The organism is Streptomyces sp. NPDC002754 (assembly GCF_053592315.1).
In genome coordinates, this window is the sequence record NZ_JBSFVM010000008.1 from 47,379 (window position 1) to 58,195 (window position 10,817).

A 10,817-nucleotide genomic window follows, 5' to 3' on the forward strand; every position below is an offset into this window, starting at 1 on the left:
CTGGGATGCTCCGAGTATGGAGATGAACCTGCAGCTGACGATCGACTGTTCCGATCCGCGGGCCATGGTGGCCTTCTGGGCGGAGGCCCTGGACTATGTGCCCGAGCCTCCGCCCGAAGGGCACCCCACGTGGCGCGCCTACTGGGCGGCGATCGGCGTCCCCGATGAGGAGTTGCCCGCCGGTGCCGGGGACCTCCCGGAGTCGATCATCGATCCCGCGGGGCGTGGACCGCGGGTGTGGTTCCAGGTGGTTCCCGAGCAGAAGGCCGCGAAGAACCGGTGGCACTTCGATCTGAGGGTCGGCGGCGGCCGAGGCGTCCCGCTGGACGTCCGCACCCAGCGGGTCGACACCACGGTGGAGCGGCTCGTGAAAGCCGGTGCCACCGTGCTGCGGATCAAGGACGAGCCCGACACCGGATTCTACGCCGTCGCCCTGCAGGACCCGGAGGGCAACGAGTTCGACGTGGTGTGACGACGGCCTCGGCCACCGTGCCCGGCCTACTCCGAGCCGGCTCCGCGCGCCCGCCGCCGCGCGGGCGCCCCGCACGCGTAGAACACCAAACCGATCACGACGAACAGGAGCAGCGGCAGCACCTGGCTGAGCGTGTACGGCAGCCGCTGGCCGGCGAACGACTCGGGCAGCGAGTCCGCCGGGTTGCCAGCCGTGCCGAACCACCCCACCCCGAAGCCGGGCCAGACGAGCACGACCACGGTGAACGCCACGAAGCCGGTGGAGAGCGCGGTCACGATCCAGGCGCCCGCCCGGCCGCCCGGCACGGCGTAGGGCCGCTCCTGGTCGGGGTACTTGCGGCGCAGCACGGCGAGGCTCGGGAACGTGATGACGTAGGAGATGAACGTCGTGCTGATGGTCAGGCCGAGGCCCGCCGCGAAGTACTTCTCACCGTCGCCTCCGGTGAGATTGAGGGCGACGACGAACAGGATCGAACCGAGCACGGCGGACAGGATGTTGACCCGGACCGGCGTGCCGTGCTTCTCGGAGATGCGACCCAGCCAGGCCGGGCCCGCGCCGTCCGCGCACGCCACGGCCTGCGCACGGTGGGCGCCCATCGCCCAGGTGACACCGGAGGTGAGCAGCCCGATGATGAGGCCCGCCGCGGCGACCCCGCCGAACACGGAGCCGAGCCCGGTCAGCGTCACCGTGCCGTCGGCCGCGATCGAACCGCCGTAGACCGTGAAGACGGCCTTGCAGGCGTCGATGAAGCCGCCCAGGCTGCCGATCTCCTGGCTGGGCAGAACGAACAGGATGCCGAGGATGGGCCCTCCGTAGAGCAGCACGGCGGCGAGGCCGGAGCGCAGGATCGACAGCGGGATGTCGCGGCGCGGGTTCTTCATCTCCTCGGCGGCCGAGCTGGGCAGTTCGAAGCCTACGTAGTTGAAGATGAGCACCGGGACGAGCGCCACGAAGCCCGCATACGTAGGCGTGAATTCGCCCGCGGGCAGAGCGTGGATGCCATGTTCGGCGGCGTACACGACGACGGACACGAGGAAGAAGCCGAGCAGCACGACACGCGCGACGGCGCCCGCGATGGGCACCCACTTGCCGATGCGTACGGACTGCACCACGGCGAGCGCGCCACCCCAGATGAACACGAACCCGGCGACGTACTTCCACACGCCCGGCAGCGGCGTGAAGAACTCCTCCCAGGTCGTCAGCGCGATGATGCACAGGCTGCCGCCCACCCAGACGGGATTTGATATCCAGTACAGGAGTTGGTTGACGCCCGCGACGAGCCGGCCAAAGGCGAGGCGGGTCCAGACGTACGGGCCGCCCTGCACGGGGAAGGACGAGCCGAGTTCGGCGACGAGCAGCCCGTAGGGGAGGAAGAAGACGACAGCCAGGATGACCATCCAGGTCAGGCCCTGCGGGCCCTGTGCGGCGACGGATCCGATGGTGTCCAGGCCGACGAGCGTGCAGATGAGGAAGAACAGCACGTCCAGCCGGCGCAGATCCTTGCGCAGCCGTGAGCGCTGCTCGCCCCAGCCTTCGGAGAGGTCGGGCTCGTCCCCGGCGGGCGGGGTCGGCGAGAGGGACGGCGCGTGGGTCACGATTGCTCCTGGCGAGAACAGAACGGGAACAGAACGACGAGAGCACTGACGGCACTTGGGCCCTGCTCGGGCCGCGCCCACCCCCGACCGGCCGACTTATTGACTGAACGGCCAGTCAGTAGTGGAACGTGACGCGACTGTGGCCCCTGCGACGGCGGGGCGTCAAGAGTCCTGCACCTGAACGAGCGCCTGAACGAGTCGGTGCGCAGGAACAACTAGGGTTGCGGCGTGACCAGAGTCCGGTTGAGCGTGGCCGAGCGGCGCGAAGAGCTGCTGGGGGCCGCCATCGAGCAGATCGAGGCGCGCGGAGTGGCCGCCGTGCGCATCGCCGACGTGGCGTCGGCGCTCAGCGTGAGCAACGCGCTGGTGCTGTACCACTTTTCGACGAAGGAGAAGCTCGTCGCGGCCGCGTTCGCGCACGCCGCCGAGAGCGACCTGGCCCACCTGCGCAAGCTGCTCGGCCGCCGCACGACGGCCCTGAAGCGGCTGCGCGCCGCGGTGCGCTGGTACGCGCCGACGGGTCAGGCCAAGGGGTGGCGGCTGTGGATCGAGGGCTGGGCCGCGGCGCTGCGCGAGCCCGCGCTGCGGGAGGTCACACGGGACCTCGACCGGCAGTGGAAGGCGGCGCTCGCGGAGGTGATCGCCGAGGGCGTGGCGGCGGGCGAGTTCGGCTGCCCCGACCCGATGGCGGCGGCGCTGCGGCTCACGGCGCTGCTCGACGGGCTCGCCGTGCAGCTGACGGCGTACGAGGACAAGCGGGCCAGGCCGGCCACGGTGTCGCGGGCCCGCATGCAGGAGTGGGTGGATGAGGCGCTCGCCCGCGAACTGGGGCTCGAGCGCGCGGAGTTGACCGGGGCGGGACGCTGACGGGAAGCCGTCAGCGCCGCCGAACCGCCGAGGGGCGCCGCGTCAGAACGCCGCCTCCCGATGAGTCCTACCCCGTACTGCGGTGAATGCGTCAGGAAGCCCGCTCCAGGTGCGCCTTCACGGCGTGCGGGTCCACGAAGCCCTTGGCCTGCACCCGGTCGCCGGAGGACTCGCCGCGCAGCCTGCGCCCGATCCACGGCACCAGGAACTCCCGCGCCCAGTGGATGTCGTCGCGCCGCACCTCGAACGTGCCGCGCGGGGGCAGCAGCGGCCACGCCTGCTCGGGGTTGGCCGGCACCTCGACGCCGAGCGCCTGGGCGGCACGCAGCGCCACGCGCGTGTGCCCGTCGGGCGACAGGTGGAGGCGGTCGCCGTCCCAGGCCCGGCGGTCCTGGATGGACTTCAGGGACCACAGGTCGAGCATCACGCAGCCGTGGCGGTCGGCTATCGCCCGCAGATGCATGTTGTACGTGGCGATCTTGCCGCGCAGATGCTTGAGCACGGCCACGTCACGGGTGTCGAACCCGGTGGCCACCATGACGGTGCCTGCCGCGTCGGCGAGCCGGACGACAGCCTTCTCGAAGCGTTCGGCCACGTCGTCCGGGTCGGTGCCGGGGCGGATGATGTCGTTGCCGCCGGCGACCAGGCTCACCAGGTCGGGGGCGAGCTCGACCGCCTTCGGGACCTGGTCCGCGACGACCTGGTCGAGGAGCTTGCCGCGCACGGCCAGGTTCGCGTACCGGAAGGTGTCCTCGGGGACACGGTCGTCCAGGAGGACGGCGAGCCGGTCCGCCCAGCCCGCGAACTTACCGTCGGGGCCGGGGTCGCCGACCCCCTCGGTGAAGCTGTCGCCCACGGCCGCGTAGGAGCGGATCGTGCCGTTGAGTGAGTCCGTGAGTGCTCTCGATTCGTTTGCCACGACCACACATCTTTCACCCTCGGGTGTGACCTACGCGACCGTAGCCAGGGGTTGACGCGTGGTGAGATACCCCACCCGCCACATGGGGAATAAGCGTGGAATAAGCGCGCGAACGCGATTCGGCGCCCGGGGAACACCCCGGGCGCCGAAGGGAGCGGGCCGACGGGCGGCCGCTACGTCACGTCTCAGGCGTTCACACCGTGCTCGCTCAGGTACGCGATCGGGTCGATGTCCGAGCCGTAGTCCGCACCCGTGCGGATCTCGAAGTGCAGGTGCGGTCCGGTGACGTTGCCGGTCGCGCCGGACTTGGCGATCTCCTGGCCGGCCGTCACGGTGGCGCCCTGGGCGACACCGATCGACGACAGGTGGCCGTACTGGGAGTAGTGGCCGTCGGCGTGCTGGATGACGACCTCGTTGCCGTACGCGCCGCCCGAGCCGGTCGAGACGACGGTGCCGTCGGCGATCGACTTCACGGAGGTGCCGGTCGGCACCGAGTAGTCGGCGCCGGTGTGGCTGCCGCTGGACCACATGGAGCCGGAGTTGCCGTAGCCCGTGCCCTTGGCGCCGTCGACCGGCGCCGTGTAGTCGCCGGAGGCGGTGGTCTTGGCGCTCGTCTGCGTGGCGGCGGCCCCGCTCTCGGAGCCGGAGTCGTCCGCGGCCGCGCCGCCGAGGTCGAGCTTGACGCCGATCTTGAGGTGGTCCGCGTTGGAGCCGACGGCGTCCTTGTTGTTCTCGTACAGCTTCTTCCAGCCGCCGTCGACGTCCTGCGCCTTGGCGATCTTCGAAAGCGTGTCACCGGCCTTGACGGTGTACGTCGTGGTGTCGGCGGTGCCGCCGGACGTCGCGGCCTGTGCGCCGGTGGCGCCCATCAGCGGGAGCGCCACGGCGACTCCACCGGCGGAGGCGACGGCGGCGACACGGGCGATGCGCTGGGAGGTCGAAAGGCGGTGCTTTCCCTTTGCGGGCATGCTGATTTTCCTCTCCGTCGCCTACGAGGTGAGCTGTCGGGTTCGGGCTGGAGATGCCCGGCCACGCCCGGGGTGCGGGCGCGGCTTCACCCCTAGCCGCTTCGGGAAATCCCTACGCGGCGTACTGCGTGTGGGTCCCCCGCTCCTGCCGTGGACGGGTAGTCGAAAGGAATCCGGGCGGCGGCAGGACTAGGCGTTCCGACCGGATTGATTGGTGACCGTAGGCGAACCGCAATGGCTACGACAAACCCCGAATTCGCTTGCGGCGGCAATTCATTGGGTTTCCGGGGCCGTCCTGCGTAACCCTGCGTCGACATTCTCTGCTTTACCAACGCCATACCTTCGGGGATTACTGGGCAGGCAATCCTGGCCGCCCGGCACGCAGCGTCACGAACATGAAGCCGGTCACGCACACGCCCACAAGCCCCTCCGATCCATGCACAGTTGACACAGAACGGGGCGAATCGGACAGATGGTTGCCTGGGGAACCGATGTCGTATCGTCAGGAGCGCGCCCACCGGCGACCCAACGCCGGTGCACCGATTGGGAGGAGCCCCTGTGACGCAGCACGCACCGTCCACCGAGCCCGAGCTGACCGGAGTGCGCAACTTCCGAGACGTGGGCGGCCTTCCCACCGTGGACGGCCGGCGCGTGCGTCAGGGCGTTCTGTTCCGCAGCGGTCACCTCGCCCACGCCACGGCCGAGGACTCGAGCTTCCTCTCCTCCCTCGGCCTGCACACGGTCTTCGACTTCCGCAACGGCGCCGACCTGACGCTGGAAGGCGCGGACGTCGAGCTGCCCGGCGTGCGCAATCAGAACCTGCCGCTCAACGACCCGGCCGACGGCGCCGAATTCTGGACCATGGTCCGCGACGGCAACATCGATCAGCTGCGCCAGATCCTCTCCGAGGGCCGCGCGGCGAACCGGCTCGTCGAGTCCTACCGCACCATGATCAAGGAGCGCACCGCCGAGCACAGCCGCGTGCTGCACTCCCTCGCCGAGGACAGCCTCCCCGCGCTGATGCACTGCGCGGCGGGCAAGGACCGCGCGGGCCTGTCGATCGCGGTGACGCTGCTCGCGGTGGGCGTGGAGCGCGACGCCATCGAGGCGGACTACCTCAAGTCCAACGAGAAGCACCGCCGCTACAACGTGCGCCGCACCGCCACCGCGAAGGACGCCTACTCCCCCGAGATCATGGAGCTGCTCAGCCCGCTCTTCGACGCCCGCATCGAGTACCTCAACGCGGGCCTCGAGACCATCGACGAGCACTGGGGCGGCACGGACCGCTACCTCGAAGAGGGCCTGAAGCTCACTGCGGCGACGCGCGAGCGACTGCGCGAGCGCCTTCTCGCCTGACCGCCGAGCGCCGAGCGCCGAGCGCCGGAGGGTGTCTGGCCCGAGCGTCGCAAGTGCCTGGCACGAGCGCCGCAGGTGCCTGGCCCGTGCATCGCAAGTGCCTGGCACGAGCGCCGCACGGGCTGGGCCCAGGCGCCACACGGGCTGGGCCGGGGCGCCACACGGGCCGGGCGCGAGCGACGCATGGGCCGGCCCCGAGCGTCGCAGGACGCCCGGCGTCGCCCACCCCGTTCGAGGTCCGCCGTCACCCCTCCCTGTCGCGAAGTGCCGCGCGGGCGGGGAGGGTCACGGCGAGCAGGCCGAGGCACACCGCGCTTGCCGCGAACGTGCCGTACAGCAGCGGCGGTATGTACGGGGACTCACCCGTCATGCCGCGCATCATCGGGGTCAGCGTGATCATCGCGATGGCGGTGCCGAGCGCCACCCCCGCGGCCGATACCAGCAGGCTCTCCCAGCGGAGCATCCGCAGCACCTGGCGGCGCGTGGAGCCGACGAGGCGGAGCACCGTCAGTTCGCGACGGCGGTCCAGGACCGTCATCACCAGTGTGTTGACCGCCGCGACGGCGGCGAAGCCGCCCAGGACCGCGGCCATCATGTAGTTGGACCATGCGCCCATTTCGCTGTCCACGCTCTGCTCGACGGCGTAGCCCGAGGCGTCCGTGACCTTGCCGAGTGCGGTGAGCGGCGCGGCGTCGCCGCCGCGCACCAGCAGCGTGCTGTCGAAGGCCGATGTGACGTGTCCTGACAGGGAGGCACGGTCCATGGTCACCGCCGCCAGCCCGAGGCCCCGGCCGTACACCGCCGCGACGTGCGGGCGGGCCTTCGTGCCGTCGGGGAGACGGAGCGGCAGCCTGTCGCCCACCTTCACCTTCGCCGCCGTGGCGAGGGTCTTGTCGATGGCGATGCGGTCCGCGCCCACGCGATCCAGGCTTCCGGCGCGCACATCCAGATCCTGCACCTTGGCGAGCTCCGCGCCCGAGCCCGAGATTCCCTGGGCCGCGGTCGCCTGCAGCGACGTCTCCCCACCCGAGTCGACCGGTATGAGCACCTGCGTGTCCAGCAGGCTCACAGCCGCGTCGACACCGGGAGTGCGGGCTGCCCGGTCGGCGGCGCCCGCGGGCAGACCTGCGGGGTTGGTCACGACGTGGTCCGCCGTGATGCCGTCGCGCAGCTGGTCCGCGGACACCTTGCTCTCGCTTGTGTGCATGAAGACCAGCGTCGAGGCGAAGGCCATCGCCAGCACGATTGGCGTGATCGCGGAGGCCAACCGGCGGGAATTCGTCCGGGAGTTGGCGGCCGCCAGCGAGGCCGAGGCGCCACCGCCACGCAGCAGCAGGCCGAAGAGGGCCGCGCACAGCCGGGCCAGCAGCGGGCCGAGCAGGGCGACGGCGAGCATGAAGAGCATGACGACGCCGAGCGAGGCGTTCGCCGCGTCGGCGCCGGCGGTGGAGGCCGCGACGCCGGCGAGCACCGAGCCGCCGCCGAGGGCCGCGACGCCGAGCACGGTACGGATGACGCCCGGCCGCAGCCGCTCCACCGAGGCCTCGGCGAGCGCCTGCCCCGGCTTGATCTTCGCCGGCCTGCGCCCGGCGATCCAGCCCGCGCCGAGCGCCGTGAGCAGCCCGGTCCCGACGGCGGCGACCAGCGGGATCCACGAGACGTGCAGCTCGACCGCCTGCGGGACGGCCCCACGGTCCTTCAGCTGCCCGAACCACCAGTGCGCGAGTCCGATGCCGGGCAGGCACCCCAGCACCCCGGCAAGCGGCGCGACGAGCAGCGCCTCCGCCGCCACCGCCCGGCGGATCTGCCGCGGGGTGGCACCGACAGCCCGCAGCAGCGCGAACTCGCGGGTGCGCTGGCCGACGGAGAGGGCGACCGTGCCTGCCGCGGTGAACACGGCCACCACCGTGGCGATCCCGCCGAAGGAGCCGCCGAGGGCGGTGAGAGTCTCTTTGGCGTACGCCAGGCCGTGGTCCTCGACCTCGCCGCGGTCGTCGCCGGTGAGCACCTGCGCGCCGGAGCCGGCGAGCGCCTTCTCCACGGCACTGGCGAGGGCTCCGGTGTCGGCGCCGTCCTTGGCCAGGACCGCGATGGCATCGGCCTTGCCGGGGTGCCCGGACAGCGCGGGGGCCTCGGCGTCGGCGAACCAGGCGGTGGCCCCGCTTCCGGCCGCTGAGCCTGCCGCCGCACCTGCCGCCGCGGTGTCCCCGGCCCCGGCCTTGGCGATGCCGGACACCCGGAACTCCGCGCGTCCCGCCGCCGTTTCGAGCGCGACGGTGTCGCCGACGTCGGCCTTCGCCGTTCGGGCCGCCGCGGCGTCGAGCGCCACCTCTCCCCTGTGCGGCGCGGCGCCCACGGACAGCGCGGTGCCGGTGAAGGCGTGCGAGCCCCAGCCGTGGCCGGTGAGTGCGCCGGTTCCCTGCCGCACCGGGAAGGTGAAGTCCGCCACCGCGGCCTCGGCGCCCGGCGCGTGGGCCGCCTTCGCGGCGAGCCCGGCGTCCACGCGCGCGGTGTCCGGGAGCGGGTACGCGGATTCCTCGGGGCCGTCGATGGTGTCGGCGACAACCCGCGCGGACTGGTCGGCCGCCGCCACGACCGGCGCCTTCGCGTACCGCTCCGCCGGAACCGAGGCGCGCACGCCCGACTCCAGCAGGCTGCCGCAGGCCGCGACGATCAGCGCCGACATCAGCAGCGCGACAAAGGTGCCCGCGAACGAGGCGGGCTTGAAGCGCACGGCCGCTCGCGCGAGGCCGTTGGGCGCGAGGCTCCTCATGCCGCCGCCCCCGCCATCACGCCCACGCGGGAGGTACGGGCGGCGAGCGTCGCCATCCGCGCCGCGATCTGCTCCGCCGAACCGCGCTCCAGGCTGTCCGCGAACGCACCGTCGGCGAGGAACAGCACGCGGTCGGCCCAGGCTGCAGCGGCCGGGTCGTGGGTGACCATGACGACGGTGGCGCCGAGCATGTCCACCGCGTGCCGGAGCAGGCCGAGGACCTCCGCGGCGGTGCCGGTGTCGAGGGCGCCGGTCGGCTCGTCGGCGAACACCACGTCGGGGCTCGTGACCAGGGCCCGGGCGACGGCCACACGCTGCTGCTGACCACCGGAGAGCTCGCCCGGCCGGCGCCGCGCCTTGTCCGCGAGCCCGACCTGCGCGAGCATCGCGGCCGCCCGGCGGCGGTCCTGGCGGCGCCCGGCCAGCCGCATCGGCAACAGAACGTTCTGCTCAACGGTCAGCGACGGCAGCAGATTGAACGCCTGGAAGACGAAGCCGAGGCGGCTGCGGCGCAGCTCGGTGAGGCTGTTCTCGTTCATGCCGGTGATCTCCGTGCCACCGAGGCGCACGGATCCCGCAGACGGCCGGTCGAGCCCGGCGGCGCACTGCAGGAAAGTGGACTTGCCTGACCCGGACGGCCCCATCACGGCCGTGAACGTGCCGCGCGGCAGAGCGAGGTCGACGCCCGCGAGGGCGTGCACCGCGCCGGCCCCGCGCCCATACTGCCGCCGCACACCGCGCAGTTCCACAGCGAGACCCGGCGTACCGGCCGGCACCTCCGGCCGGTTGCCCTCCGTCGCCCGCCGCTTTCCCCTGCGTAGCCTCATGGCCCTGTCCCGCCCTCTCGTACTCATCCTCGTTCTGATCCGACGGGGAGGAGTGTGCGAGAACGAACGGGTGCCTGGCGTCATACCCGGGAGCCAAGATGGAGGTGCTACCGCAGTAGGGGGTCCGCCCCCACCGACTGCTCCCTCACTGACTGCTCCACCACTGACTGTTCCCTCACTGATTCCCGCCCAGCGTGAACAGCAAGTAGATGAACCCCGCCAGCGCATGCCCTGCGAAGACGTACACGAGGACCCGGATCAGGATGCCGCGCGGGAGCTTGTCCTCAATGACCACGCGGCGGGCCGGGGCCGGGGCCAGAGTCGCCTCGGTCGGGTCAGCCGCACCGGTCGTGTCAGCAGTATCGGCGGTGTCAGCCATGACGGGTCTCCTTCAGCAATCCCGCTGACGGCCCGAGGCACAGCGCGGCCGTCGGGCTCTGCAGCAGGGTGTGGACGAAGAGGAAGTCGACGCCGCCCCGGTCGACGGCGGCGATCCGGTGCGGGGTGAGCGAGTCGAAGTGGGAGCTGTCCCCCGGATCGAGCCGGTAGGACGTGTCCCCTAGCCGAAGCCGTAGGCGGCCCGACAGGACGTACAGCCACTCCTCCCCCGGATGCACGCGTACGACATCGCCCTGGGACCCGTACGGCGCGTGGACCTGCAACGCCTGCATGCCGCGGCCGGGCGACCCGGCCTGCCGGTACGTCCAGCCCCCGGCCTCCGTGGCCTCCATCGTGCCGCCGCGCACGACCGCGTCCCGGTCGGCAGGGGTCTCGCCGAGGAGTTCGGATACGGTCGTACCGTAGATACGGGCCAGTGACAGCAGCATCGGGAGCGAAGGCTGACGCTGTCCGGTCTCCAGGCGTGAGAGGTGCGCCGGCGACAGGCCGGCGGATCCGGCGGCGGCCTCCAGGGTGAGGACCGCGCGGCGGCGCAGTTCGCGGAGCTGCGGCGCGACGGCGGGGAGTTCCGGGGGTTCCGGAACCTCCGCACCGTCCGCCTCGTCCGGCGAGAGGGCAGGGCTCATGCTGTCGATTCAGCC

The 10,817-nt window shown here is 71.9% G+C and carries 10 protein-coding genes and 1 riboswitch; of the genes, 3 read left to right on the plus strand and 7 right to left on the minus strand.

Features of this window, described 5'->3' with window-relative positions:
- The first annotated feature begins 16 nt into the window (after positions 1-16).
- Entirely contained in the window at positions 17-472 is a 456-nt protein-coding gene (locus ACWD2L_RS18915) for a VOC family protein (protein WP_351334737.1), read from the plus strand.
- 26 nt (positions 473-498) lie between these two features.
- On the opposite strand, the gene ACWD2L_RS18920 is transcribed toward ACWD2L_RS18915, so the two are convergent.
- Complete coding sequence (locus tag ACWD2L_RS18920) at positions 499-2,067, minus strand: APC family permease (RefSeq protein WP_351334739.1); 1,569 nt, start codon at positions 2,065-2,067, stop codon at positions 499-501.
- A 228-nt stretch (positions 2,068-2,295) separates the two neighbouring features.
- On the opposite strand from ACWD2L_RS18920, the gene ACWD2L_RS18925 reads away from it, so the two are divergent.
- Positions 2,296-2,934, plus strand: coding sequence for a TetR/AcrR family transcriptional regulator (locus tag ACWD2L_RS18925; RefSeq protein ID WP_351334742.1), 639 nt, complete (start codon positions 2,296-2,298; stop codon positions 2,932-2,934).
- A gap of 91 nt (positions 2,935-3,025) precedes the next feature.
- Here the strand turns inward: ACWD2L_RS18925 and ACWD2L_RS18930 are convergent, their stop codons facing one another.
- Both ACWD2L_RS18930 and ACWD2L_RS18935 read right to left on the minus strand, forming a co-directional pair.
- A complete protein-coding gene (locus ACWD2L_RS18930) occupies positions 3,026-3,853 on the minus strand; it encodes an SGNH/GDSL hydrolase family protein (protein ID WP_351334745.1) in 828 nt (275 codons plus the stop codon).
- Between the two features lie 185 nt (positions 3,854-4,038).
- Positions 4,039-4,821: a M23 family metallopeptidase gene (locus tag ACWD2L_RS18935; RefSeq protein ID WP_351334747.1), complete on the minus strand. Its 783-nt coding sequence runs from the start codon at positions 4,819-4,821 to the stop codon at positions 4,039-4,041.
- 3 nt (positions 4,822-4,824) lie between these two features.
- Positions 4,825-4,992, minus strand: a riboswitch (cyclic di-AMP (ydaO/yuaA leader).
- Between the two features lie 387 nt (positions 4,993-5,379).
- On the opposite strand from ACWD2L_RS18935, the gene ACWD2L_RS18940 reads away from it, so the two are divergent.
- Positions 5,380-6,177: a tyrosine-protein phosphatase gene (locus ACWD2L_RS18940; RefSeq protein ID WP_351334750.1), complete on the plus strand. Its 798-nt coding sequence runs from the start codon at positions 5,380-5,382 to the stop codon at positions 6,175-6,177.
- A 244-nt stretch (positions 6,178-6,421) separates the two neighbouring features.
- On the opposite strand, the gene ACWD2L_RS18945 is transcribed toward ACWD2L_RS18940, so the two are convergent.
- The 4 genes from ACWD2L_RS18945 to ACWD2L_RS18960 all read right to left on the minus strand — a co-directional run bounded on the left by ACWD2L_RS18945 (position 6,422) and on the right by ACWD2L_RS18960 (position 10,802).
- Positions 6,422-8,950 (minus strand): FtsX-like permease family protein, encoded by a 2,529-nt coding sequence (locus ACWD2L_RS18945; protein ID WP_351334752.1) that lies wholly within the window; start codon positions 8,948-8,950, stop codon positions 6,422-6,424.
- On the minus strand, positions 8,947-9,777 hold the full coding sequence (locus ACWD2L_RS18950) for an ABC transporter ATP-binding protein (protein WP_351334754.1): 831 nt from the start codon (positions 9,775-9,777) through the stop codon (positions 8,947-8,949). Before ACWD2L_RS18950 ends, ACWD2L_RS18945 begins: the two co-directional genes overlap by 4 nt.
- A gap of 175 nt (positions 9,778-9,952) precedes the next feature.
- Entirely contained in the window at positions 9,953-10,156 is a 204-nt protein-coding gene (locus ACWD2L_RS18955; protein ID WP_351334757.1) for a DUF6126 family protein, read from the minus strand.
- The gene (locus ACWD2L_RS18960) at positions 10,149-10,802 is read right to left on the minus strand and encodes a helix-turn-helix domain-containing protein (RefSeq protein ID WP_351334759.1); all 654 of its coding nucleotides are present in this window, start codon (positions 10,800-10,802) and stop codon (positions 10,149-10,151) included. The genes ACWD2L_RS18955 and ACWD2L_RS18960 overlap by 8 nt, the downstream gene beginning before the upstream one ends.
- Positions 10,803-10,817: the final 15 nt, after the last annotated feature.

Bases quoted from the DNA above. Each gene is read 5' to 3' on its own strand.
- ACWD2L_RS18915 (WP_351334737.1), top strand. From the start codon at position 17: ATGGAGATGAACCTGCAGCTGACGATCGACTGTTCCGATCCGCGGGCC.
- ACWD2L_RS18935 (WP_351334747.1), bottom strand. From the start codon at position 4,821: ATGCCCGCAAAGGGAAAGCACCGCCTTTCGACCTCCCAGCGCATCGCC.
- ACWD2L_RS18945 (WP_351334752.1), bottom strand. From the start codon at position 8,950: ATGAGGAGCCTCGCGCCCAACGGCCTCGCGCGAGCGGCCGTGCGCTTC.
- ACWD2L_RS18950 (WP_351334754.1), bottom strand. From the start codon at position 9,777: ATGAGGCTACGCAGGGGAAAGCGGCGGGCGACGGAGGGCAACCGGCCG.
- ACWD2L_RS18955 (WP_351334757.1), bottom strand. From the start codon at position 10,156: ATGGCTGACACCGCCGATACTGCTGACACGACCGGTGCGGCTGACCCG.
- ACWD2L_RS18960 (WP_351334759.1), bottom strand. From the start codon at position 10,802: ATGAGCCCTGCCCTCTCGCCGGACGAGGCGGACGGTGCGGAGGTTCCG.